This window comes from Methylobacterium sp. Leaf102 (assembly GCF_001422425.1).
In the GTDB taxonomy this organism is placed as follows: Bacteria; Pseudomonadota; Alphaproteobacteria; order Rhizobiales; family Beijerinckiaceae; genus Methylobacterium.
This window is the reverse complement of record NZ_LMMX01000010.1, coordinates 15,711-38,267: the sequence shown is the minus strand read 5'-3', so window position 1 is coordinate 38,267 and position 22,557 is coordinate 15,711. Positions and strand designations below refer to the sequence as shown.

Annotated in this window: 25 protein-coding genes; 15 read left to right on the top strand and 10 right to left on the bottom strand. The window is 68.0% G+C overall.

The genetic code is table 11. The features are described 5' to 3' along the window. Positions 1 to 166: 166 nt before the first annotated feature. From ASF27_RS07830 to ASF27_RS07800, 7 genes are all read right to left on the bottom strand, one after another. Positions 167 to 922: a pseudouridine synthase gene (locus ASF27_RS07830; RefSeq protein WP_056359097.1), complete on the bottom strand. Its 756-nt coding sequence runs from the start codon at positions 920 to 922 to the stop codon at positions 167 to 169. Then, a complete protein-coding gene (locus tag ASF27_RS07825; protein WP_056173116.1) occupies positions 919 to 1,851 on the bottom strand; it encodes a methyltransferase in 933 nt (310 codons plus the stop codon). The genes ASF27_RS07830 and ASF27_RS07825 overlap by 4 nt, the downstream gene beginning before the upstream one ends. A gap of 188 nt (positions 1,852 to 2,039) precedes the next feature. Continuing rightward, positions 2,040 to 3,017, bottom strand: coding sequence for a GTPase Era (gene era, locus ASF27_RS07820; protein ID WP_056173114.1), 978 nt, complete (start codon positions 3,015 to 3,017; stop codon positions 2,040 to 2,042). Then, entirely contained in the window at positions 3,010 to 3,804 is a 795-nt protein-coding gene (rnc, locus tag ASF27_RS07815; protein WP_056262778.1) for a ribonuclease III, read from the bottom strand. Before rnc ends, era begins: the two co-directional genes overlap by 8 nt. A 14-nt stretch (positions 3,805 to 3,818) precedes the next feature. Beyond that, positions 3,819 to 4,619 carry a signal peptidase I gene (gene lepB, locus ASF27_RS07810; RefSeq protein ID WP_056173108.1) on the bottom strand — a complete coding sequence of 267 codons (801 nt, stop codon included), beginning with the start codon at positions 4,617 to 4,619 and terminating at the stop codon, positions 3,819 to 3,821. 117 nt (positions 4,620 to 4,736) lie between these two features. Then, positions 4,737 to 5,150, bottom strand: coding sequence for a holo-ACP synthase (gene acpS, locus ASF27_RS07805; RefSeq protein WP_056173106.1), 414 nt, complete (start codon positions 5,148 to 5,150; stop codon positions 4,737 to 4,739). After that, positions 5,147 to 5,905, bottom strand: a complete 759-nt coding sequence (locus ASF27_RS07800; protein ID WP_056359095.1) for a pyridoxine 5'-phosphate synthase — start codon at positions 5,903 to 5,905, stop codon at positions 5,147 to 5,149. The genes acpS and ASF27_RS07800 overlap by 4 nt, the downstream gene beginning before the upstream one ends. A gap of 116 nt (positions 5,906 to 6,021) precedes the next feature. Between ASF27_RS07800 and ASF27_RS07795 the strand changes: the two genes are divergently transcribed. The 15 genes from ASF27_RS07795 to ASF27_RS07725 all read left to right on the top strand — a co-directional run bounded on the left by ASF27_RS07795 (position 6,022) and on the right by ASF27_RS07725 (position 19,683). Beyond that, entirely contained in the window at positions 6,022 to 6,396 is a 375-nt protein-coding gene (locus ASF27_RS07795; RefSeq protein WP_056173100.1) for a PH domain-containing protein, read from the top strand. 71 nt (positions 6,397 to 6,467) lie between these two features. Continuing rightward, positions 6,468 to 6,725 carry a PepSY domain-containing protein gene (locus ASF27_RS07790; protein WP_056174085.1) on the top strand — a complete coding sequence of 86 codons (258 nt, stop codon included), beginning with the start codon at positions 6,468 to 6,470 and terminating at the stop codon, positions 6,723 to 6,725. A gap of 35 nt (positions 6,726 to 6,760) precedes the next feature. Next, complete coding sequence (locus ASF27_RS07785; protein ID WP_056359092.1) at positions 6,761 to 7,465, top strand: MgtC/SapB family protein; 705 nt, start codon at positions 6,761 to 6,763, stop codon at positions 7,463 to 7,465. A 326-nt stretch (positions 7,466 to 7,791) separates the two neighbouring features. Beyond that, positions 7,792 to 8,271: a 30S ribosomal protein S6 gene (gene rpsF, locus ASF27_RS07780; protein ID WP_056173095.1), complete on the top strand. Its 480-nt coding sequence runs from the start codon at positions 7,792 to 7,794 to the stop codon at positions 8,269 to 8,271. Positions 8,272 to 8,274: 3 nt separating this feature from the next. Continuing rightward, positions 8,275 to 8,562 carry a 30S ribosomal protein S18 gene (rpsR, locus tag ASF27_RS07775; RefSeq protein WP_056173092.1) on the top strand — a complete coding sequence of 96 codons (288 nt, stop codon included), beginning with the start codon at positions 8,275 to 8,277 and terminating at the stop codon, positions 8,560 to 8,562. A gap of 154 nt (positions 8,563 to 8,716) precedes the next feature. Next, positions 8,717 to 9,718 (top strand): DUF2232 domain-containing protein, encoded by a 1,002-nt coding sequence (locus ASF27_RS07770; RefSeq protein ID WP_056262770.1) that lies wholly within the window; start codon positions 8,717 to 8,719, stop codon positions 9,716 to 9,718. Positions 9,719 to 9,778: 60 nt separating this feature from the next. Next, entirely contained in the window at positions 9,779 to 10,342 is a 564-nt protein-coding gene (gene rplI, locus ASF27_RS07765; RefSeq protein WP_056086662.1) for a 50S ribosomal protein L9, read from the top strand. A 269-nt stretch (positions 10,343 to 10,611) separates the two neighbouring features. Further along, positions 10,612 to 12,102 (top strand): replicative DNA helicase, encoded by a 1,491-nt coding sequence (locus ASF27_RS07760; protein ID WP_056359089.1) that lies wholly within the window; start codon positions 10,612 to 10,614, stop codon positions 12,100 to 12,102. 125 nt (positions 12,103 to 12,227) lie between these two features. Next, positions 12,228 to 13,325 carry an alanine racemase gene (gene alr, locus ASF27_RS07755; RefSeq protein WP_082478876.1) on the top strand — a complete coding sequence of 366 codons (1,098 nt, stop codon included), beginning with the start codon at positions 12,228 to 12,230 and terminating at the stop codon, positions 13,323 to 13,325. A gap of 21 nt (positions 13,326 to 13,346) precedes the next feature. Then, a complete protein-coding gene (radA, locus tag ASF27_RS07750; protein ID WP_056173085.1) occupies positions 13,347 to 14,780 on the top strand; it encodes a DNA repair protein RadA in 1,434 nt (477 codons plus the stop codon). 135 nt (positions 14,781 to 14,915) lie between these two features. After that, entirely contained in the window at positions 14,916 to 15,527 is a 612-nt protein-coding gene (locus ASF27_RS07745; RefSeq protein ID WP_056173082.1) for a CvpA family protein, read from the top strand. Positions 15,528 to 15,645: 118 nt separating this feature from the next. Next, positions 15,646 to 17,136, top strand: coding sequence for an amidophosphoribosyltransferase (gene purF, locus ASF27_RS07740; protein WP_056359085.1), 1,491 nt, complete (start codon positions 15,646 to 15,648; stop codon positions 17,134 to 17,136). A gap of 10 nt (positions 17,137 to 17,146) precedes the next feature. Then, the gene (locus ASF27_RS07735) at positions 17,147 to 17,896 is read left to right on the top strand and encodes an SDR family NAD(P)-dependent oxidoreductase (protein ID WP_056359083.1); all 750 of its coding nucleotides are present in this window, start codon (positions 17,147 to 17,149) and stop codon (positions 17,894 to 17,896) included. Between the two features lie 203 nt (positions 17,897 to 18,099). Continuing rightward, a complete protein-coding gene (locus ASF27_RS07730) occupies positions 18,100 to 18,507 on the top strand; it encodes a dihydrofolate reductase (RefSeq protein ID WP_056359080.1) in 408 nt (135 codons plus the stop codon). Between the two features lie 57 nt (positions 18,508 to 18,564). Further along, complete coding sequence (locus ASF27_RS07725) at positions 18,565 to 19,683, top strand: carboxylate-amine ligase (RefSeq protein ID WP_056359077.1); 1,119 nt, start codon at positions 18,565 to 18,567, stop codon at positions 19,681 to 19,683. Positions 19,684 to 19,708: 25 nt separating this feature from the next. Here ASF27_RS07725 and der read toward each other — a convergent pair whose 3' ends face one another. The 3 genes from der to ASF27_RS07710 form a co-directional block, all read right to left on the bottom strand. Further along, positions 19,709 to 21,061, bottom strand: a complete 1,353-nt coding sequence (gene der, locus ASF27_RS07720) for a ribosome biogenesis GTPase Der (protein WP_056173063.1) — start codon at positions 21,059 to 21,061, stop codon at positions 19,709 to 19,711. A 42-nt stretch (positions 21,062 to 21,103) separates the two neighbouring features. Beyond that, positions 21,104 to 21,814, bottom strand: coding sequence for a tetratricopeptide repeat protein (locus ASF27_RS07715; protein ID WP_056359074.1), 711 nt, complete (start codon positions 21,812 to 21,814; stop codon positions 21,104 to 21,106). A 111-nt stretch (positions 21,815 to 21,925) separates the two neighbouring features. Beyond that, a complete protein-coding gene (locus ASF27_RS07710) occupies positions 21,926 to 22,531 on the bottom strand; it encodes an NnrU family protein (RefSeq protein ID WP_056173059.1) in 606 nt (201 codons plus the stop codon). Positions 22,532 to 22,557 lie beyond the last annotated feature (26 nt).

The window sequence follows — 22,557 nt, the reverse complement described above, 5'->3', positions numbered from 1 at the left end:
TTGGTCTCTCCGGTTATGCCGCCGCGGAGGAAGCGACCAGGGTCCCGTAGGGCACCGGTCACCGGAAACGCCTCATTCAGGCATGAGGCCGACTCCGCGTGTGGAATGGGCGGGGCCTTACCAGACGGTTTTTGCGATGGCAAGGTTTTGGGGCGGGCGGAGCCCGTCAGGCCTGTGCGCCCCCGAAAACGGCGGCGATCGCGGCCTCGTCCATCACCCGGTACGCGCCGGCCTGGAGATCGGCCGGCAAGTCGAGCCCGCCGATTCGGTCGCGGTGGAGGCCGACGACGTGATTACCGACGGCGGCGAACATGCGCCGGACCTGATGGTAGCGACCCTCGTGCAGGGTGACGGCGGCGCGGGTCTCGTCGTGAACCTCCGTCTCCACCGGCAGGAGCGGCTTGTCCTCGCCCTCCAGCATCAGGGTGCCGGAGGCGAAAATCGCGGCTTCGTTGCCCTTGAGCGGGCGGTCCAGAGTCACCTGGTATCGCTTGGCGACGTTGGATTTCGGCGCGATGATCCGATGCAGCAGGGCGCCGTCGTCGGTCAGCAGCAGGAGGCCGGACGTCTCCTTGTCGAGGCGGCCGACGGTGGACAGGGCCGGGTCGCGCCGGCGCCAGCGGTCGGGCAGAAGACCGTAGACCAGCGGCCCCGCCTCCTTGTGCGAGCAGGTGACGCCGAGCGGCTTGTGCAGCATCAGGGTCACGCCCGGCGGCGGATCGAGGGGGACACCGTCCACTACCATGCGCTGCGCCAGATCGGGTGTGACCGGGATGCGCTGGTCCGAATCCCGCAAGGGGGCGCCGTCGAGGACGACGAGGCCGGCCCCGGTGAGGAGCCCGATCTCACGGCGCGAGCCGTAGCCCATGTTCGCGAGCAGGCGGTCGAGGCGCAGGGTCGGGGTCTTGCCCGCCTTGCTCATTTCCGGGCCTCGAAGATCTTGTAGCCGCCGGACGATGCTTTCAGCTCGACGGTCTTGAATGCGGCCTTGAGGGGCTTCTCGTAGGGAAGGTGCATGTTGGCGGTGAGCCACAGGGTACCGCCCGGGCGCAGGGCCTCGGCCGCACGGGCGATGAAGCCCTGGCCGAGGGCCTGATCCTCTGAACCGCCGTCGTGGAAGGGCGGGTTCATCACCACGAAGTCGAGGCGGCTAAGGCCGAGATGGCCCGCGCGGATGTCGGCCCAGCGGATCGTGGCGCGCGGATCGCCGACGTTGCGCGTCGCCATTTCCACGGCACGCCGGTCGATGTCGATGAGGGTCAGGGTCGTGACCTTGGGCGAATGCAGGACGGAGCGCGCCAGGACCCCAAGGCCGCAGCCGAAATCGGCACCGCTGCCGGAGAGCGGGGGGAGCAGCGACAGGAGCAGGGCCGAGCCCGGATCGAGGCGGTCGTAGGAGAAGATGCCGGCCTGCGAGCACAGGGCGAGGTTGTCGATATGACGCGGACCACCCTCATCGAGGGCCGCCTTCAGATCGCCGATGGCCTCCGGCCGATCGACCACGCAGATGCGGTGGTGGCGCCGGGCGCTCTCCGTCGCCGGCGCTCCGAAGCCCGCGAGTTCCTTGGCCAAGCGGGAGCCACCCCGGTCCTTCGGGGCGAGGGCCGTGAGGCGGCCTCCGGGACGCAGCGCGCGCAGCGCCTGGGCCAGGACGTAGCGGCGCTCGATGGTGCCGGCCGGCGCCAGCACGTCGATCCGTTCGAGGCTGCCCAGATCGACATCCTCGATCCGTGGCGACCCCGGGATCAGCGGCGAAAGTTGAACGGCGCCGTCGGCGGCCCCCTCCGGCCCATCGATGAGTTCAGCGGGCGGGAGGCCGTAGACGGCGTGCGAGAACGATGTGACGGACATGATGATACGATCCGGCGCGGATGGTGCGCGCCTCGACGGCTGAGAGCGTGACGGGTGACCTGAGCTGGTCGGTGATAGCCGATGCCGAAGCAGGTTCGCGTCGGCAAGCCAACGCTTCACGCTGTTCGGCTTCCTGACAGGTCGCCGATCCTCGACGGGAAACCGGCGACCACATGGGTGAAACCTTGCTAGCCGCGGGGGAATTCCAGGCCCATCTCGCGGTAGCGTGCCGGATCGTCGGCCCAGTTCTCGCGCACCTTCACGTGCAGGAACAGGTGAACCGTCTGCTCGGCCGCCTCGGCGATCTCCCGCCGCGCCGCCTGGCCGATGGCCTTGATGGTCTGGCCGCCCTTGCCGAGCACGATGGAGCGCTGGCTCTCGCGCTCGACGAAGATGGTCTGCTCGATGCGCACCGATCCGTCGGTCCGCACCTGCCACTGATCGGTCTCGACGGTGGAGCGGTAGGGCAGTTCCTCGTGCAGGCGGTCGTAGAGCTTTTCGCGGGTGATCTCGGAGGCCAGCATGCGGATCGGGGCGTCCGAGACCTGATCCTCGGGGTAGAGCCACGGGCTCTTCGGCATCATTGAAGCCAGGGTCGCCTTCAGCACGTCGATGCCGTCGCCGTTCAGCGCCGAGATCATGAAGGTGTGGGTGAAGGCGATGCGCTCGTTGAGCGAGGCGGAGAGCGCCAGCAGGCGGTCGCGCGGGATGAGATCGATTTTGTTGAGGATCAGGACCTTGGGGCGTTTCACGTCGGGGAGCTTGGCCAGGATCGCCTCGACCTCGTCGGAGACGCCCTTGCGGGCATCGATGAGCAGGCACACGGCGTCGGCGTCCGACGCGCCGCTCCAGGCGGAATGCACCATGGCGCGGTCGAGGCGGCGCTTCGGCGCGAAGATGCCGGGGGTGTCGACGAGGATGATCTGCGCCGTGCCCTCCATGACGATGCCGCGCACGAGTGCGCGCGTCGTCTGCACCTTGCGGGAGACGATGGACACCTTGGTGCCGACGAGGCTGTTCAAAAGTGTCGACTTGCCGGCATTCGGGATGCCGATGAGAGCGACGAAGCCGGCGGTGGTGTTCTCCGGCATGGGCGCCGAAGGGATCGGCACCAGGGGCGGCAGATCGTCGTCGTCGTGGTCGGTCTCGAAATCGGGATCAGACATCGGGGGAATTTCCTTCGCGGACGTCCGCCGACGTCTCCATTGTTGGGGTGGGGGTCTGACCGAGCACCTCGCGCTCCAGCACGAGGCGGGCGGCCTCCTGCTCGGCAAGGCGCTTGGACGGGCCGGAACCGATGCCGGGCGCGAAGCCCTCGACCCGGGCGGCTATGCGGAACAGGGGGGCATGATCGGGGCCGGAGCGCTCCACCACCTCGTAGGCGGGGATCGGCAGGCCGCGGCCCATCGCCCATTCCTGGAGCGACGACTTGGCGTCGCGTCCCCGCGGGGCGGCCGTGTCGACGCCCGGGGTGAAGGCGGCCTCCACGATGGCCTTGGCCTTGGCATAGCCGGCGTCGAGGAACACGGCGCCGAGGATCGACTCGCAGGCATCGGCCAGGATGGTCTGGTTGCGGCGCCCGCCGCTCTGGACCTCGCCGGGGCCGAGCAACAGGTGCGGACCGACATCCCAGGCGGTGGCCACGGCGGCGCAGGTCTCGCGCCGGACGAGGCCGGCGAGGCGCCGCGACAGGTCACCCTCGTCGGCTCCCGGAAACGCGGCGTAGAGGAGATCGCCGATGGCGAGACCCAGCACACGATCGCCGAGGAATTCGAGGCGCTGATAGCTGCCGAGACGGCCATTGCCGCCCGCCTTGCTGACGTGGGTCAGCGCCAGGACCAGCAGGTTCGGGTCGGCAAAGGCATGGCCGATCGCGGCTTCGAGCACGGCGAGGCCGGGCTTCGGACGCGGCGCGCGCCGCGCCCGGCTGGAGGGACGCGCCTCTTCGTCCACGGTTCGCAATCGCCCTACTGAATGGTGGTGAACAGGCGGCCCCAGCGGACCTTCGCCGGCCAGTTCCAGATCTGCCACGCCGGCGTGCCCTCGTCGATGGAGAAGAAGATCATCTCCGCCCGGCCGACGAAGTTCTCGAATGGCACGAAGCCCACATTGGCGAGATCGCGCGAATCGGTGGAGTTGTCGCGGTTGTCGCCCATCATGAAGAACCGCCCTTCCGGCACGGTGTAGGGCTCGGTGTTGTCCCAGTAACCGTTGTCGCCGTCGCGCTCGATCACCTTGTGGGTGACGCCGCCCGGCAGGGTCTCGAGGTACTGCTCGGCCTTGGCCTGCTCACCGTAGGGGCCGGTGGTCTCGAACGGCGCGATCTTCTCGCGCTTGACCGGCACGTCGTTGATGTAGAGCAGGCCGGCCTTCATCTGGATCTTGTCGCCGGGCAGGCCGATGACGCGCTTGATGTAGTCCGTGGCATTGTCCTTGGGCAGCTTGAACACCGCGATGTCGCCGCGCTTCGGGGTCGCCGCCCAGACCCGGCCGTCGGCCGTGAACGGCAGGTACTCGCTCAAAGGCAGGGAATATTTCGAATAGCCGTAGGAATATTTCGAGACGAACAGGTAATCGCCGATGAGGAGCGTCGGCACGAGCGACCCCGACGGGATGTTGAACGGCTGGAACAGCAGCGTCCGCACCACGAGGGCGATGAGCAGCGCTTGGCCGCCGACCTTCAGGGTTTCCTTGATGCTGGCCCAGGTTCCAGTCTCGGCCGCCTTCAAGTCATGCTTCGTCTGGTGGTCCACGCGGGCACGTTCCATCTGGCTGGCCTCTCCGATTCGACACGGAAGGCCGACATCCAGGCCCCGTCCGTCATCGACGGTCGAGCGGCGGCATAGACCATGCGCGGAGGAGCCGCAACGCGAGGGGGCCGCCGGCTAGGCCCGGAGGGTGCCGAGCGGCACCGCCTCGATGATCACGAAGGCCTGAGCCATGGGAGGATCGTCCGTAAGGGTGATGTGGACCTTGGGGGCATAACCCGCCGGAATCAGCCCGGCGAGGTGCGTCGCGGCCCCGCCGGTCAGGCGTAGGGTCGGGCGACCGCCGGGCAGGTTCACCACCTCCATGTCCCGCCAGAATACGCCCTGGCTGAGACCGGTGCCGAGCGCCTTGGCGCAGGCCTCCTTGGCGGCGAAGCGCCGGGCGTAGGACGGCGCGCGGGCGGCGCGGGCATCGCATTTCGCCCGCTCTCCGTCGGTGAAGACCCGGTGGGTGAAGCGCTCGCCGTAGCGTTCGAGGGAGCGTGCGATGCGGCGGATGTCGCAGAGATCGGAGCCGATGCCGACGATCATGCGGCGCTCGCTCCCCGGGCGGCGTCCATGGCCGCCCGCATGTCGCGGACGGCTTGATCCAACCCCGTGAAGATCGCCTCGCCGATGAGGGCGTGGCCGATGTTGAGCTCGGCGATCTCGGCCAACGCCGCCACCGGTCCGACGCTGTCCAGGGCCAAGCCGTGACCGGCATGGATCTCCAGGCCGAGGCTGGCGCCATGCGTCGCCGCGCGGGCGATTCGAGCGAGTTCCACCGATACCCGTTCGGTGTTTCCGGCCGCCACCGCCTCGCAATAGGTCCCAGTGTGGAGCTCGACCACAGGGGCGCCGAGGCGGTGTGCGGCGTCCATCACCGCGACATCGGGCTCGACGAACAGGGATACGCGGATGCCGGCCGCGCTCAGGGCAATGATGCGGGGCGCCAGATGTTCGTGGCCGCCGACGATGTCGAGTCCCCCCTCGGTGGTGCGCTCCTCGCGCTTCTCCGGCACGAGGCAGGCGGCATGGGGCTTCAGGCGAATCGCCAGGGCGACCATCTCGTCGGTGGCCGCCATCTCGAAGTTGAGGGGGACGGTCAGGACCCGGGCCAAGGTCTCCATGTCGGCGTCGCGGATGTGGCGCCGGTCCTCGCGCAAGTGCGCCGTGATGCCGTCCGCTCCCGCCTCGACGGCCATGCGCGCCGCCCGGATCGGATCGGGTTGCCCGCCGCCGCGCGCGTTGCGAACGGTGGCGACGTGGTCGATGTTCACGCCGAGACGCAAGGAACGATGAGTCATGTTTCCGGCGGACTCCAAACGCGATCCCCACGAAGATCAACACGGCCCGGTCGTTTCACCAGGCCAGCACCATCATTACATAGGCCTCGCAAGCACGAACGGGGATACGGCATACGATGGGATTTCTCGACGGCCTTCTCGGCCACGGCAGCGACCTCTCGGCGGCGGAGGTCAGCGAGCAGCTCGCCGGCATCCTCACGGAGGGTGAAAGCGTGCAGGTCGCCTTCCGACTCCTGAGGGATCTCATCGTGTTCACCGACCGGCGTTTGATCCTCGTGGACAAGCAGGGGATCACCGGCCGCAAGGTCCAGTACATGACGGTGCCGTACCGGGCGATCACCTGCTTCTCCGTCGAGACGGCCGGGAGTTTCGACCTCGATTCCGAACTCAAGATCTGGGTGTCCGGCAGGGCCGAGCCGATCCAGAAGACCTTGAAGCGGGGCGCGAACATCCTGGGCATCCAGCAGGCGATCGCGGCATCGATTCGGTAGGCCGCGCAGGAACCCACCCCCGGCATTCCCGTTGAACCGTCTGGATTTTTTGCCGGCTCATGGAGTTCTGGATGTCACGCTCGATTCCCCTCGCCCTGGCGCTCGCCCTTGCCGCATCGACGGCAGCACTCGCCGATCAGCCCGGAGCCGATTGGATGCCCGCCGCGCAGGTGAAACAGAAGTTGATGGCGGAGGGCTACACCAGCATCACGGAGTTCGAGGCCGATGATGGCCATTGGGAGGGCGAGGGCGTGAAGAACGGCACGAAGATGCAGTTCCACGCCGATCCGAAGACGGGGGCACTCCTGTCCGAAAAGCCGAACAAATAACCGGACGCCCACGAGCGGACGATGAGCGTCGAATCGTGCTGAGCAACGTCGACATGGTTGGCCGTTTGCTCGTGGCCGCGCTGCTCGGCAGCGTCATCGGCTTCGAACGGGAGCGACTGGTGTGGGCGGCCGGCATGCGGACGCACATGCTGGTCTGCGTCGGTTCGTGCCTGCTGATGATCGTCTCGGCCTTCGGGTTCGCCGACATCCTGGGCCGACCGAACGTGACCCTCGATCCGTCCCGTGTCGCCGCCCAGGTGGTGTCCGGCATCGGCTTCCTCGGTGCCGGCACGATCCTCCTGCGCGGTGAGGTCGTGAAGGGCCTCACAACCGCCGCGAGCCTCTGGGCGGTGGCCGCCATTGGTCTTGCGTCCGGGGGCGGGCTCTACGTACCGGCCATCGCCACAACTGCCATCGTGCTGGGTATCCTGGCGGGCATGAAGCCGCTGGAAGAACGCTACCGCGAGCGGCGCCAGAAATACGATCTGCGCATCGTCGCTCGACACAATGCGCTGACCCTCGCACACCTGCGCGCCCTCGCCGGGCCGTGTGCGCCGAAGCTGCGGCAGATCGTAATTCGCCAGCGCGGAGTCGATGCGAGCGACGAGATCACCCTTTGCCTCGTGCATGTGGACCGTAATACCCTCGACGCGCTGACCGAGCGGCTGCGCCGGCACGAAGCCGTCGCGAGCGTGGAGACGATCCACCGCGAAACCACCACGCGGGCTCCCAGCGTCTGAGATGCCGAGCCGAAGGTCGGCCCTTCTCACCGCTATGGGCCCGAATGGCGGCTGCCTTGCCAAGCCCGAACAACTGGTTTATCCGCCACCCCTCGCGTTCGCTCCGGCTGGGGGCTGAACGGACGATGCCGATTCGTTCGGCATAGGGCGAGGTTCCGCAAGGGCTTTTCCCGTCGTCCCGTGTCTCCGCCTTCGATCAACCGCTCGGGCCTTCAAACGGCTCGAAGGGCTTGGCGCCGGGCGATTTCGCGTACGAACCGGCCCGACGCTTCTTATCCCGCACTCCCATGTGCCGTCGGGTCCCTTTGGATATGAAGGGCCCGTTAATGCCTCTCTACGAACACGTCTTCCTGGCACGCCAGGACGTGACGACCCAGCAGGTCGAGACCATGGTCGAGACCTACAAGGGCGTCATCGAAGCCAATGGCGGCAAGGTCGAGAAGATCGAGATGTGGGGCGTGAAGTCCCTCGCCTACCGCATCAAGAAGAACCGCAAGGCGCATTTCACGCTCCTCAACGTCGACGCCCCCCCGGCCGCCCTGGCCGAGATGGAGCGCCAGATGCAGATCTCCGAGGACGTTCTGCGTTTCATGACCGTCCGCGTCGAAGAGCTCGAGTCCGAGCCGTCGGCGATGATGCAGAAGCGCGACCGCGACGACCGCAAGGATCGTGAGCGCGGCCGTCGTCGTGACGACGAAGGCTTCGGTGGCGGTGGTGGATTCGGCGGCGACCGCGATCGCGGCGACCGTGGTGATCGCGGCGACCGGGGCGACCGCCCCGAGCGCAGCTTCGGCGGGGAGGCTTAAGCTATGGCGTTTGGTGCTGGACCCGGTGCACCCGCCGCTGGCGGTGCTGGTGGTGGTGCGGGCGGCGGACGCCGTCCCTTCTTCCGTCGTCGGAAGACTTGCCCCTTCTCGGGCGCGAACGCGCCCAAGATCGACTACAAGGACGTCAAGCTCCTGTCGCGCTACGTCTCCGAGCGCGGCAAGATCGTCCCGTCGCGCATCACGGCGGTGTCCGCCAAGAAGCAGCGTGAGCTCGCCCAGGCGATCAAGCGCGCCCGCTTCCTCGGCTTCCTGCCCTACGTGATCAAGTAGTCACGACCGCCTCGGCTCCGATGGAGCCGAGGCACATGCCGGTTCACCGGTAGAAGTGTTTCGTACCGGCCTTCGATGGTGAGGGCTGGGAGACGTTGGGGCGATGCGTGCCTCTAACCCTGCCCGGCACCGGGACAGTGGGACAGCGGGATCGATGGGTCAGTTTCTCGGAATCGGTATCGGCGCGGGCCTCGTCTCGGCTCTCCTCTTCGGCGTGCTGCTGAAGGCGACGGCACTCGCCATCATCCTCTATCTGCTCGCCCCGCTCCCGATCCTCATCGTCGGGCTCGGATGGAGCCACAAGGCCGCCCTCGTCGCGGCCGTCACCGGCAGCCTCGCGCTGGCCCTCGTGGTGCAGCCCTTCCTCGGCCTCGGCTTTCTCGCTTATCTGGCCCTGCCCGCCTGGTGGCTCGCCTACCTCGCGCTCCTCGGCCGGCCCGGCGCCGACGGTACCATGGAATGGTATCCGACAGGCCGGCTGCTGGCCTGGACCGCCGGCACGGCCGGCCTTGCCTTCGTCGCCATCGCGGTCATCGCGGCGCCGAACTACGAGACCTTCCACACGCAGCTGCGCGACATGACGCGCACCATCGTGAAGATCCAGACCCAGGGGCGCGCGACCGTCCCGGCCCAGACCGCCCCTGATGCGGCGGACCCGGATGCTCCGAAACCGGACGCGAGCAAGCCCGACGACACCTTGAAGGACGACGTGTCCGACGCCCTGGCACGCATCGCGCCGGGTCTCGCCGCGCAGGGCTTGGCCGTCCTCCTCGTGTTCTACTTATGGGCCGCCGCGAAAATCGTAAAAGTGTCGGGCCGCCTGCCCCGGCCTTGGCCCGACCTGCCCTCCACGCGAATGCCGCGCCGGGTCCTCGGCATCCTGGCCGTCGCCCTCCTGCTGACCTTCACGCCGGGCTATCCCGGTGTGCTCGGCGTGGCCGTGGCCGGCGCCCTCAGCGCGGCCTTCGCCATCCAGGGACTTGCCGCCTTCCACGACCGAAGCCGGGGCCGCCCGGGGCGCCTCGCCCTACTGTTCGGCCTGTACCTCATCCTGTTCGTGACCCAGGGGATCGCCTTCGTGGCCCTGACCCTGTTCGGCATCGCCGACACCGCCCTCGACCGGCGCCGTCCGAAGGACGTGCCCGGGCGACCTTGAGCCTGCCGCCGGCCGAGGCCGGCGGTTTTCCATCCCATCCCCAACCGAAGGACCAGAACCATGGAAGTCATCCTCCTCGAGCGCGTCGCCAAGCTCGGCCAGATGGGCGAGACCGTGAACGTGAAGCCGGGCTACGCCCGCAACTTCCTCCTCGCCCGCGGCAAGGCCCTGCGCGCCACCGCCGGCAACAAGAAGCACTTCGAGACCCAGCGCGCCCAACTCGAGGCCCGCAACCTCGAGAAGAAGTCCGAGGCCCAGACCGTCGCCGAGACCCTCGAGGGCAAGAGCTTCGTGCTCATCCGCCAGTCGGGCGAAACCGGCGTGCTCTACGGCTCGGTCTCGACCCGCGATCTCGCCGAGGTCGTCACCGCCGAGGGCTTCTCGGTCGGTCGCGACCAGTTCGCGCTGAACCAGCCGATCAAGACCCTAGGCCTGCACGTCGTCCCCGTCGTGCTGCACCCCGAGGTCGAGGTCTCCGTGACCGTCAACGTCGCCCGCTCCCCCGAGGAGGCCGAGCGTCAGGCCCGCGGCGAGTCCACCACCGAGCGCGAGGCGTTCAACCTCGACGACCTCGGTCTCGAAGTCGGCGCGGCGCTGGCCGAGGCCGGCGACGACCGCGAGTAAGCCGATTCACGGCCCTTCGGGGCGGTGGAGAACGGGGAGCGATAGCGTTCACGGTTTGACTTGTTCCTCCTTTGTTCCAAAATAGACGCCCGCGCCTCGCCTGAGTCGCGGGCGTTCGTGCGTCCGGCTCTGGCCGGGCTCGCACGCGGATCGGTCGATCGTGATCAGAGGCTCTTAACCACGGTGCGCCATGGTTGGCCTCTGAATGAAGGCGGGTTGGGTGACCACATCCCCGCGCGCTTGGAAAAGTCGGAGCCTCGAGTCAGCCCATGGCCCTGCCCAACGCCCTCGTGGCCAACCTTCAACAGGTGACGCAGGAATTCCGCGTCGCGCCGCACAACATCGATGCGGAGCAGGCCTTGCTCGGCGCGATCCTAGTCAACAACGACGCCTACTATCGCATCTCGGACTTCCTCTTGGCCGAGCACTTTATGGAGGACGTCCACCGCAAGATCTTCGAGGTGGCCTCGCAGCTCATCAAGGGCGGCAAGCTCGCGACCCCGATCACCCTGAAGACGTATCTCGGCGACGCCGATCTCGGTGGCCAGACGGTGATGCAGTACCTCGCCCGCCTCGCGGCCGAGGCGACCACGGTCATCAACGCGGGCGATTACGGCCGCACCATCTACGATCTGGCTATACGGCGCCGGCTCATCACCATCGGCGAGGATCTGGTGAACGGCGCCTACGAGGCCCCGGTGGAATCCTCGCCCCGCGACCAGATCGAGGGCACCGAGCGCAGGCTCTACGAACTCGCCGAATCGGGCAAGTACGACGGCGGCTTCCAGAAATTTTCCGAGGCGCTCACCACCGCCGTCGACATGGCCGCCAAGGCCTACCAGCGCGAGGGCAAGCTTTCGGGCATCGCCACCGGCCTGTCCGACCTCGACGCCAAGATGGGCGGTTTGCAATCGTCGGATCTCATCATCCTCGCGGGCCGCCCGGCCATGGGCAAGACCTCGCTGGTGACCAACATCGCCTTCAACATCGCCAAGGCCTATAAGGGCGAGAAGGGCGCCGATGGCGTCATGAAGACGGTCAACGGCGGCATCGTCGGGTTCTTCTCCCTCGAAATGTCGGCCGAGCAGCTCGCCACCCGCATCATCGCCGAGCAGTCCGGCGTGCCCTCCTACAAGATCCGCCGCGGCGACATCCGCCCGGAGGATTTCTACAAGATCACCGATGCCGCCCGGGACATGCAGACGATCCCGTTCTACATCGACCAGACCGGCGGCATCTCCATCGCCCAGCTCGCGGCGCGTGCCCGGCGCCTCAAGCGCCAGAAGGGTCTCGACCTGCTCATCGTCGACTACCTCCAGCTCCTGTCGGGCTCCGGCAAGCGCTCGGACAACCGCGTGCAGGAGATGACCGAGATCACCACGGGCATGAAGGCGCTGGCCAAGGAACTCGCCGTGCCGATCATCGGCCTGTCGCAGCTCTCGCGTCAGGTCGAGAACCGCGAGGACAAGCGCCCGCAGCTTTCGGACCTGCGCGAATCGGGCTCCATCGAGCAGGACGCTGACGTGGTGATGTTCGTGTTCCGCGAGGAGTACTACGTCAACAACAAGAAACCCCGTGAGGGCACGGAAGAGTTCTTCGCCTGGGAAGCCGAGATGAACCGCGTCCACGGCAAGGCCGAGGTGATCCTGGGCAAGCAGCGCCACGGCCCCACCGGCACGGTTGAGCTCCAGTTCGACGCAAACATCACGCGGTTCTCGAACCTTGCCCAGTCGGACCGGATCCCCGACCAGCATATATGATCGCATGTCAGGCGATTCGGTGCCAATTCCTACGAGCGATCTGGTGGTGGAAGCCTCCGGCCCTTGTTTAGGGTCTGCTTCGGAACGAACCCTGCCGAATCAATGACCGAACAAAGCTGGACAGCGTGATCGAAGCAGGCCACGGCGCCACCCTCACCATCGACCTCGGGGCCATCGCGGCGAACTGGCGCCGCCTCGCGGACGAGGCGCCCGGCCTCGCCTGCGCGGCGGTGGTCAAGGCCGACGCCTATGGCTGCGGCCTCACCCAGGTCGCGCCCGCCCTGTGGGCGGCCGGGTGCCGAACCTACTTTGTCGCCCACCTCGGCGAGGCCGTCGCGGCGCGCGCGCTTCTGCCGCACGCGACCGTCTACGTCCTCAACGGGCTCCTGCCCGGCATCGGCCCCGCGCTCATCGCCCATGCCCTGCGCCCGGTCCTCGGATCGCGCGACGAGATGATCGAGTGGGCGGCGCTTGCCGCCGAGTCCGGCGCTCCGAGGCCCGCCGCGCTCCATATCGACACCGGGATGAACCGCCTCGGCTTCTGCGTGTCCGAGGCGCTGGGACTCGTCGACGATCCCCTCGTGGCCCGGGCGGGCATCGACCTCCTGATGACCCATCTCGTCAGTGCCGAATTGCCGGACGAGGCCATCAATGCGCGGCAGGCTGCGGACTTCGCCCGCCTGCGCGCGGCCTTGCCGGGAATCCCCGCCTCCTTCGCCAATTCATCCGGCGTCTTCCTGGGTACGCGAGCCCACCACGACCTGCTGCGCCCCGGCTATGCGCTCTTCGGTGGCAACCCCAAGCCGGGTACACCCAATCCCATGCGTCCAGTGGTGCGCCTGGAGGCGACCATCGTGCAGGTTCGTACCGTCGTGGCCGGCGAGACCGCCGGCTACAACGCCGCCTGGCGTGCGGATGGCCGACGCCGCCTCGCTACCCTCTCACTCGGTTACGCCGACGGCTATCCGCGTGCGGCGAGCGGACGGGGTATGGCCCTGGTCGACGGCGTACGTTGCCCAATCGTCGGGCTCATCTCCATGGATCTCGTCATTGTCGACGTCACCGGCGCCCCCGGCGCAGCGCGTGGTGGAACCGCGACGCTCATCGGTGACGCCCTCGACATCGACACCGTCGGGCACGCTGCCGGCACCATCGGCTACGAGATCCTGACGGGGCTGGGTTCTCGCTATGTTCGTCATTATGTGACAGGAACCGAGGCCTGAGGGGCCTCTTCCGGACGCGTCATGGCCAAGATCCAACAGACCTTCGTCTGCCAGTCCTGCGGCGCGGTCTACAACCGCTGGCGCGGGCGCTGCGAAGCCTGCAACGGCTGGAACTGCATCGCTGAAGAGACCGGTGCCGCCGGCCCCCAGTCCGGCCCGGTCAAGACGCGGCCGAGCCGCGCCAAGGGCCGGGTGTTCCCGCTGGAGGGGCTCACCGGCGAGGTCAAGCAGGCGCCGCGCATTCCATCGGGTATCAACGAGCTCGATCGGGTGACGGGTGGCGGCTTCGTCCGCGGCTCGGTGATCCTGCTCGGCGGCGATCCCGGCATCGGCAAATCCACACTGCTGATGCAGGCCACCGCCGCTATGGCGCGCACGGGGGAGCGCGTCGTCTACATCTCCGGCGAGGAGGCGGTGGCCCAGGTGCGCCTGCGCGCCGAGCGCCTCGGCCTCGCCGACGTGCCGGTGGAGCTGGCGGCCGAGACCAACGTCGAGGACATCGTCGAGACCCTGTCGCAGGGCACCCCGCCGGCGCTCTGCATCATCGATTCGATTCAGACCATGTGGACCGAGACGGTGGAATCGGCGCCCGGCACCGTCACCCAGGTGCGCGGCTCGGCCCAGACCCTGATTCGCTTCGCCAAGACTACCGGCACGGCGGTGATCCTCGTCGGTCACGTCACCAAGGACGGGCAGATCGCGGGCCCCCGCGTGGTCGAGCACATGGTCGACGCGGTCGCCTCGTTCGAGGGCGACCAGGGCCACCACTTCCGCATCCTGCGCGCGGTGAAGAACCGCTTCGGACCCACCGACGAGATCGGCGTATTCGAGATGACCGATATGGGGCTCGCCGAGGTGCCGAATCCCTCCGCCCTGTTCCTGGCGGGGCGCGACCACGCGGCGCCTGGCACGGCGGTGTTCGCCGGTATGGAGGGGACGCGGCCGCTGCTGGTCGAGATCCAGGCCCTCGTCGCGCCCTCCTCCCTCGGCATGCCGCGCCGGGCCGTCGTCGGCTGGGACCCCAACCGGCTCTCGATGGTACTCGCGGTGCTGGAGGCCCATGGCGGCATCCGGCTCGGCACCCACGACGTCTACCTCAACGTTGCCGGCGGCCTGCGCATCACCGAACCGGCGGCGGATCTGGCTGTCGCCGCCGCCCTGGTCTCGTCCCTGTCGGGCTCGGCACTCCCGTCCGAAACGGTGTATTTCGGGGAGATCGGTTTGTCGGGCGCCATTCGCCCGGTGGCCCAAGCGCCGGCCCGCCTGAAGGAAGCGTTGAAGCTCGGCTTTGCCAAGGCGGTGACGCCCCAGGGGCGCGGCGAGGGCGGCAACGACGGGTTTCCCACCGAAGCCCTGCGCCACATCGCCGACCTCGTCGCCGGTATCGCCAGCAACGGGCCGCGCCGGGTCGGGTCCGGCCGGGGACGCGGTGGGGTGGAGTACGACGAGGATTGAAGCCCGTCCCGGCCGGGATGCCGGTCGGCTTGAGGGTGACGGCCAGGATTCGGCACGATATACAGGGGCGCGGCCGGGGGAAGCCGCAGGATACGCTTTGCCGAAGCAACTCCCTTGAAGTGACAATCGCCCACGATGCCGTTCTCCGTTCTCGATCTCGTCGTGCTCGGCATCGTCGTGGTGTCCGCGTTGCTCGCGGCCGTGCGTGGCGCCACCCGAGAGGTGCTGGCCATCATCGCTTGGGTCGCCGCCGCCGCCGTTGCCTGGAAGCTCTATCCCCTGCTCCTGCCGACGGTGAGCCAGCACGTCACCAACGCCACCGTGGCCTTGGTGGCGTCCATCGCGGCGATTTTCCTCGGCACCCTCATCGTGGTCTCGATCATCACCGTGAAGGTGTCGGACATGATCCTCGATTCGCGCATCGGCGCCATCGATCGGTCTCTCGGTTTCCTGTTCGGCGCTGGGCGCGGCTTCCTGATCTGTGTCATCGGCTGGGTGTTCCTGGCCTGGCTCGTCCAGGGCAAGATGCCCGATTGGGCAGCCCAGGCCCGCAGCCGCCCGATGCTGGAGAAGTCCGGGGAGGCCCTGGTGGCGCAGTTGCCAGAGAACCCCGAAGGCCTGCTGAAGCAGTTCAAGAAGCCGAAGGCGGACAACCCGTCCGACCCCGTCGAGCCGCCGGAGGGCGACGTGCCGGCCCAGCGCCGCAGCGATGCACCGTCCCCAGCCACGCCCGCCTCGCGACGCTGATCTGCGGTGCCGGCGCTTGGTGCCCGGGCGGACGCCGCTTACATGCTGGCTTCGCGCATGACGGCTTCGTGACGAGGCCGGCTGGCCCAGTACCGGGCAATCAGGGATCGACCGCACCATGTTGGCAGTGAAACCGAGTGCCGGTCCGACCGCCGGGACCGTGGACGGCCTCGATCGCGACGGCGATACCCTGCGCGAGGAATGCGGGGTGTTCGGCATCTTCGGCCATCCCGACGCCTCGGCCATCGTGGCGCTCGGCCTCCATGCCCTCCAGCATCGCGGCCAGGAAGCAGCCGGCATCGTCTCCTTCGATGGCGAAGTCTTCCATTCGGAGCGCCGCCCCGGCCTCGTCGGCGATTCCTTCTCGGATGGCGAGACCATCGCCCGCCTGAAGGGCCGGGCCGCCATCGGGCATGTGCGCTACTCGACCACGGGCGGCACCATCCTGCGCAACGTGCAGCCCCTGTTCGCCGAACTGGCCAGCGGCGGCCTCGCGGTCGCGCACAACGGCAACCTCACCAACGCCCTGTCGATCCGCCGCGACCTCGTGCGCGACGGCGCCATCACGCAGTCGACCTCCGACACGGAGGTGATCCTGCACCTCGCCGCGCGCTCCCGCGCACCGCGGATCGTGGAGCGGTTCACCGAAGCCCTGAAGCAGATCGAGGGCGCCTACGCCATCGTCGCGCTCACCAACAAGAAGCTCATCGGCGCTCGAGATCCCATGGGCATCCGGCCCCTGGTGCTGGGCGAACTCGACGGCCGCTACATCCTCGCCTCCGAGACCTGCGCCCTCGATATCATCGGCGCCAAGTTCATCCGCGACGTCGAGAACGGCGAGATCGTGGTGATCTCGGAAGAGGGCATCGAGTCGATTCGCTTCGCGCCGGCCCGGCCCATGCGCCCGTGCATCTTCGAGTACATCTATTTCGCCCGGCCCGATTCCGTGGTGAACGGCAAGAGCGTCTATTCGGTTCGCAAGAACATCGGTCACGAACTCGCCCGCGAATCGGCGGCCGACGCCGACGTGGTGATCCCTGTGCCGGATTCCGGCGTGCCCGCCGCCCTCGGCTTCGCCCAGGAGACCGGCCTGCCCTTCGAAATGGGCATCATCCGCAACCACTATGTCGGGCGCACCTTCATCCAACCGACGCAGTCCGTGCGCGAACTCGGCGTGCGCATGAAGCACTCGGCCAACCGCGCCGTGGTCGAGGGCAAGCGCATCGTACTCGTCGACGACAGCCTCGTACGCGGCACCACCTCCGTGAAGATCGTCCGCATGATGCGCGAAGCCGGCGCCCGCGAGGTGCATTTTCGCATCGCCTCCCCGCCGATCACCTACCCGGACTTCTACGGCATCGACACGCCCGAGCGCGAGAAGCTCCTCGCAGCCACGCACGATCTCGAGGGTATGCGCCGCTACATCGGCGCCGATTCGCTGGCTTTCCTCTCCATCGACGGGCTGTACAAGGCCATGGGCGAGGAACGCCGCGACGAGGCCTGCCCGCAATACACCGACCATTGCTTCACCGGCGACTACCCGACGAGCCTGACCGACATGGCCATCGCCGGTCCGCGCCGGCTGGCGATGCTGGCCGAAGCCGATTGAACGCGGGCCCATGACCGACCCGCAAAAACCCCTGGCCGGACGCGTCGCCGTCGTCACCGGCGCGTCGCGCGGCATCGGCCGGGCCGCCGCCCTCGCCCTGGCGGAGGCAGGCGCCCACATCGTCGCCGTCGCCCGGACCCAGGGTGCGCTGGAAGAACTCGACGATGCCGTTCGCGCGGTGGGCTCGAGCGCCACCCTGGTGCCGCTGGATCTCACCGATTACGACGCCATCGACCGCCTCGGCGCCGGACTTCACGAACGCTGGAAGCGCCTCGACATCGTGGTGGGCAATGCGGGCATTCTCGGCAACCTCACGCCGCTCGGCCACGTCACCCCCAAAACCTGGACCCAGGTGATGGACATCAACGTCACGGCGAACTGGCGCCTGATCCGCTCGTTCGATCCGCTCCTGCGAATGTCCGATGCCGGTCGGGCGATCTTCGTGACCTCAGGTGCCGCCCAGAAGTGCAAGGCCTATTGGGGCCCCTACTCCGTCTCCAAGGCCGCCCTCGATGCCCTGGTCCGGACCTACGCCGCTGAAACCGAGACGACGCCGGTTCGTGCCATGCTGCTCAATCCCGGCCCCCTGCGGACGGACATGCGCCGCGCTGCCATGCCGGGCGAGGATCCCGAGACCTTGAGGACACCGGAGGATCTGGCGCCGCACATCGTCCGGTTGGCGAGCCCCGCTTGGACCGAAACCGGCAAGATTTTCGATTTTCCGAGCGACCGCGTGCTGACGCCCCAGATGGCGCGCTAGAGCTGTGCCCGACCACATTGGGTCGGGACACATCGCGCGGCCTTTGTTTTGCCGCGCTCTCCCCGCCGAACCGGTATCCACTTTGGCGGAGAGCGCGCTAAAAAAGTCCTCCGGGGTATGACCCACGCAACCGACGTACCCTGACTTCTCCCGACAAGTCTTCGGTTCCGATCACCGTCTCATTACTAAGTGCCAGGTCCACCATGATCGACGTTCGCTGCATCTGCGCCATCGGCCAACGGGGCCAGCTCGGGCTCGACGGGCATCTCCCCTGGGAGGGCAACACCGATCCGCTCTTCGTCGAGGATGTCACGCGGTTCTTCGCCATCACCATGGGCCACGTGCTCATCGCCGGACCGAAAACCATCGCGTCGGTGCCCGACTTCGCGTTCAAGGACCGCACCATCGACGTGATCCGCAGCCACGAGGATCCCGAGGCGGTGCTGAAGCGGTATCCCGGCCGGCGCATCTTCGTGGGTGGTGGGATCAGCGTCTGGAACGTGTACGCCAAGTATATCCAGCACTGGGACGTGACCCGCCTGCCCTATGACGGCGAGGCCGACCGCTGGTTCGATCCGGCGTGGCTCGTCGGCGGCCCGCTCCGCACCTGACGGCACAAAGGACTACGCTTGCGGGTTGAGATGAGCCCTCCAGCCCCAAGGTCCCCGATGAGCCCGCATTCGTACCGCTTCGGCATCGAAGAAGAGTACTTTCTGGCCGATTCCGAGACGCGCGGCACGCCGGACCGGCCGCTCGGTGCTTTCCACGACGCGGCCGGGGCTGCCCTGCCGGAGATCGGCCGTGAGCTCCTCGAATCCCAGATCGAGGCCTGCACGCCGCCCTTGGAAAGCTTTAGCGAGGCCCGCGAGACCCTCGCGCATCACCGGGCGATTCTGGCGCGGATCGGACGTGAGCACGGCGTCCTCGTCTTCGCCGCCGGCACCCATCCGGTCGCGGCCTGGGCGAGGCAGGTGGCGACGCAAGGCGAGCGCTACACCGGTATCCTGGAGGATGTGGGTCTGGCGGGTCGGCGCAGCCTGATCTGCGGTATGCACGTCCATGTCGAGGTGCCGGACCCCGACGCGCGGGTGGACCTCATGAACCGGCTGTTGCCATTCCAGCCCATCCTGCTCGCTCTCTCGGCCGCGTCGCCGTTCTGGCAGGGCCAGCCGACGGGACTCGCCGCTTATCGCCTCAGCGCCTTCGGCGAACTTCCGCGGACCGGCCTACCTGAGCTTTTCGCCGATACGAAAGCCTACGAGCGCTACGTTCGGATCATGACCCGAGCCGGTTCGATCCAGGATGCGAGCTTTCTGTGGTGGTCCCTGCGCCCTTCGATCAAATTCCCGACCCTGGAACTGCGCATCGCCGATTCATGCACGCGGGTCGACGACGCCATCGCCATCGCGGCGCTCTACCGCTGCCTCGTTCGCTGTGCCGTGCGCCGCCCGGACTTGAACGCCGGCCTCGACGGCGTCTCGCGGGCGCTGGCGCAGGAGAACCTCTGGCGGGCGCAGCATGGGGGTACGAAGGCGGAGATGATCGACGAGGCGAGCGAGCAGGCCGTGCCATTCGGTGAAGCCCTCGACAGGCTGCTTACGCTGATCGTCGAGGACGCCGAAGCCCTGGGCTGTGTGGCGGAGGTCGAGGCCGCCCGCAGGATTGTCCGTGACGGCACGAGCGCGGAATGCCAGATCGCCGCTTTCGAAACGGTCCGATCCGATGACCGAAGCTCCCTCGGCGCGGTGGTGGATTGGCTAGCGGCCATCACGCGGGGCGACAGTTGAATCTACCGTGCGACGGAGTACCGGCTCAGCCCTTGTTGTCCTTGTCGAACGGGTTCTTCGAGGTCCGCAGGGACAGACGGATCGGCACGCCGGGGAGCTCGAAGGATTCGCGTAGGCCGTTGACGAGGTAACGGGTGTAGGATTTCGGCAGGCCGTCGAGTTGGTTGCCAAACAGGGCGAAGTGCGGCGGGCGGCTCTTCACCTGGGTGGCGTAGCGGATCTTGATGCGGCGGCCCGAAACGGCGGGCGGCGGGTTGCGCTGGGTCGCAGCACTGAGCCAATCGTTGATGCGCGAAGTGGAGACGCGTGTGTTCCACACCACCTCCGCGCCCGTCACTGCCTGCATGAGTTTGTCGATGCCCTCGCCGGCGAGGCCCGAGAGCGGCACCACCGGTACGCCGCGCACCTGCGGCAGCAGGCGGGTGCAATCCTCGCGCAGCTTCTTCAAGAGGCCGTTCTGGTCGGCGACGAGGTCCCACTTGTTGAGGCCGATGACCAGTGCCCGGCCCTCGCTCTCGATGAGATCGACGATGGTGAGGTCCTGCTTCTCGAACGGGATGGTGGCGTCGAGAAGCACCACCACCACCTCGGCGAAGCGCACGGCGCGCAACCCGTCCGACACGGCGAGCTTCTCGAGCTTGTCGTCGATGCGGGCCTTGCGGCGCATGCCGGCGGTGTCGTGGAGCTTGATCCGGCGCCCGCGCCAGACCCAATCGAGGGAGATGGAATCCCGGGTGATGCCGGCTTCCGGGCCGACGAGGAGGCGTTCCTCCCCGAGCATCCGATTGATCAGGGTCGACTTGCCCGCATTGGGGCGGCCGACGATGGCGACCTTGAGGGAGCGGTCGGACGGATCCTCGTCCGCATCCTCCTCGTCCTGCGCCGGCAGGGCTTCGGTCAGGGCGTCGTGGAGTTCGCCGATGCCCTCGCCATGCTCGGCCGAGAACGGGATCGGATCGCCCAGCCCCAAGGAGAACGCCTCGTAGGCGCCGCTCAGGCCCGCGCCGCTCTCCGCCTTGTTGGCGATGAGGATGACGGGGCAGCCGGCCCGGCGCACGAGCTCGGCGAAGGGCTGGTCGGCGGGCAGGATCCCGGCGCGGGCGTCGATGACGAACAGCACCACGTCGGCCTCGAGGATCGCGGCCTCCGTCTGGGCGCGCATGCGGCCCAGCAGCGAATCGGCATCGGCCTGTTCGAGGCCGGCGGTGTCGATGATGCGGAAGACGAGGCCACCGAAGTTGACGTCGCCCTCGCGCCGGTCGCGGGTCACGCCGGGGCGGTCGTCCACGAGGGCGAGCTTTTTGCCCACGAGGCGGTTGAAGAGGGTCGACTTGCCGACATTCGGCCGTCCGACGATCGCGACGGTCGGCATGTCCATGGTGTGCTCGATTCAGTCGTACAGGGTGGGGAAAGGCGTTTGTCAGCGCGTCACGGGCAGTGGCGCGGCAGGCTCCGGCGTCGCAGCCGTCACGGAGACCGGACCGCCGGCCACGAGGGCGGCATAGACCTCGATGCGCTGGCGAAGGTTCTGCGGCGCCTGCGGGTCGGCATTGATCTGGTCGAACCAGCGTCCGGCCGCCTCGTATTCGCCGCGCTTGAGGGCGACGAGACCGAGCATCTCGCGGGCGGTGTGGCGGAAGGCGCCGGTCGGCGCGGCGAGGCCCTGGAGGCTGGCGAGCGCCGCGTCGGGCTGTGGCCCGTCGAGGCGCAGGAGGGCGGCGCGGAGGCGAGCGAGGTCGCGCAGGGCATCGCTCACCCCGGTGTCGGCCGCAAGAGCGTCGTACTCGGTGGCGGCGGCAGCCCCGTCGCGCTTCGACGTCTCGGCGGCCGAGCGGAAGCGGGCGAGGAGGCGATAACCGCCCGGTGCGTCGGCACGGATCGCCGCGAACGCCTTGTCGGCCTCTGCATTCTTGCCGTCGCGGGCGAGGCGGTTGGCAGCGTCGAACTGTTCGGAGGCCGCGTCGGCGCGCACGCGCTGGTCGTGCTGCCAGTAGCGCCAGCCGCCGACGGCGGCCACCACGAGGATCGCCACGGCGATGATGGCGCCGCTGTAGCGACGCCAGATCTCGGCGACCTGATCCCGGCGATAGTCTTCGTTGACCTCGCGGATGAACTCGTTGTTCTCGGCCATGCTGTCTCACGCCGGCCGAGACGCGACCGACCGCTCAAAGGAAGAGGAAGGCCTGCGCCTAGCACAGGCCCGCGCCGTTGGCGACCGGTCTTCGCCGCGGGGCCGTCGTGCTCAGGCCTGACCCGGCCAGGCGGCGACGCCGATGAGGATCGGGTGGAGGACCTTGCCGAATACGAACCACACGGCGAGACCCACAACCACCGCGATGGCATCGTTGCGCCATCCGGCCGGGGCCGCGACGACGCCATGTTGGGCAGCCACGGCCGTGGGGTTCAGGGCCCGACGCTTGGCGCTGATCCGGGCGACCACAGCCCAGGCGAGGAAGCTCCCGAACAGCAGGATCGAGCCGAGATCACCGTTGGCGAGGAGGTGGGCGGTCGCCCAGATCTTCACCGCGAGCAACATCGGATGCTTGGCCTTGGCTCGGATATGGCCCGGCAGGTACGCCGAGGCCAGGACGATGAAGGCCAGCAGGGTCAGGACGAGGGAGAGGTGGCGTGTGAAGACCGGCGGATTCCAGACGGCGATGTAGCCGGCCTGGCGATAGAGGTGAAAACCGTAGGCGATGAGCACGAGGCCGAGCACCGAGACGCCGGTGTAGACGAGCTTGTAGCGGCCCTCGCCGACATCGCCGATGACGCTCGCGCGCTTGGCCCGCGCCATGGAGAAGGCGTGCATGCCGAGGAACAGCACGAGGCCGAGGATCAGGATCAGCATGGTGGGCTTTCGTGCATTGGGATGTG

Bases quoted from the DNA above. Each gene is read 5' to 3' on its own strand.
- ASF27_RS07830 (WP_056359097.1), bottom strand. From the start codon at position 922: ATGAGCAAGGCGGGCAAGACCCCGACCCTGCGCCTCGACCGCCTGCTC.
- ASF27_RS07825 (WP_056173116.1), bottom strand. From the start codon at position 1,851: ATGTCCGTCACATCGTTCTCGCACGCCGTCTACGGCCTCCCGCCCGCT.
- era (WP_056173114.1), bottom strand. From the start codon at position 3,017: ATGTCTGATCCCGATTTCGAGACCGACCACGACGACGACGATCTGCCG.
- lepB (WP_056173108.1), bottom strand. From the start codon at position 4,619: ATGGAACGTGCCCGCGTGGACCACCAGACGAAGCATGACTTGAAGGCG.
- acpS (WP_056173106.1), bottom strand. From the start codon at position 5,150: ATGATCGTCGGCATCGGCTCCGATCTCTGCGACATCCGCCGCATCGCA.
- ASF27_RS07800 (WP_056359095.1), bottom strand. From the start codon at position 5,905: ATGACTCATCGTTCCTTGCGTCTCGGCGTGAACATCGACCACGTCGCC.
- ASF27_RS07795 (WP_056173100.1), top strand. From the start codon at position 6,022: ATGGGATTTCTCGACGGCCTTCTCGGCCACGGCAGCGACCTCTCGGCG.
- ASF27_RS07790 (WP_056174085.1), top strand. From the start codon at position 6,468: ATGTCACGCTCGATTCCCCTCGCCCTGGCGCTCGCCCTTGCCGCATCG.
- rpsF (WP_056173095.1), top strand. From the start codon at position 7,792: ATGCCTCTCTACGAACACGTCTTCCTGGCACGCCAGGACGTGACGACC.
- rpsR (WP_056173092.1), top strand. From the start codon at position 8,275: ATGGCGTTTGGTGCTGGACCCGGTGCACCCGCCGCTGGCGGTGCTGGT.
- ASF27_RS07770 (WP_056262770.1), top strand. From the start codon at position 8,717: ATGGGTCAGTTTCTCGGAATCGGTATCGGCGCGGGCCTCGTCTCGGCT.
- rplI (WP_056086662.1), top strand. From the start codon at position 9,779: ATGGAAGTCATCCTCCTCGAGCGCGTCGCCAAGCTCGGCCAGATGGGC.
- ASF27_RS07760 (WP_056359089.1), top strand. From the start codon at position 10,612: ATGGCCCTGCCCAACGCCCTCGTGGCCAACCTTCAACAGGTGACGCAG.
- radA (WP_056173085.1), top strand. From the start codon at position 13,347: ATGGCCAAGATCCAACAGACCTTCGTCTGCCAGTCCTGCGGCGCGGTC.
- ASF27_RS07745 (WP_056173082.1), top strand. From the start codon at position 14,916: ATGCCGTTCTCCGTTCTCGATCTCGTCGTGCTCGGCATCGTCGTGGTG.
- purF (WP_056359085.1), top strand. From the start codon at position 15,646: ATGTTGGCAGTGAAACCGAGTGCCGGTCCGACCGCCGGGACCGTGGAC.
- ASF27_RS07735 (WP_056359083.1), top strand. From the start codon at position 17,147: ATGACCGACCCGCAAAAACCCCTGGCCGGACGCGTCGCCGTCGTCACC.
- ASF27_RS07730 (WP_056359080.1), top strand. From the start codon at position 18,100: ATGATCGACGTTCGCTGCATCTGCGCCATCGGCCAACGGGGCCAGCTC.
- ASF27_RS07725 (WP_056359077.1), top strand. From the start codon at position 18,565: ATGAGCCCGCATTCGTACCGCTTCGGCATCGAAGAAGAGTACTTTCTG.
- der (WP_056173063.1), bottom strand. From the start codon at position 21,061: ATGGACATGCCGACCGTCGCGATCGTCGGACGGCCGAATGTCGGCAAG.
- ASF27_RS07715 (WP_056359074.1), bottom strand. From the start codon at position 21,814: ATGGCCGAGAACAACGAGTTCATCCGCGAGGTCAACGAAGACTATCGC.
- ASF27_RS07710 (WP_056173059.1), bottom strand. From the start codon at position 22,531: ATGCTGATCCTGATCCTCGGCCTCGTGCTGTTCCTCGGCATGCACGCC.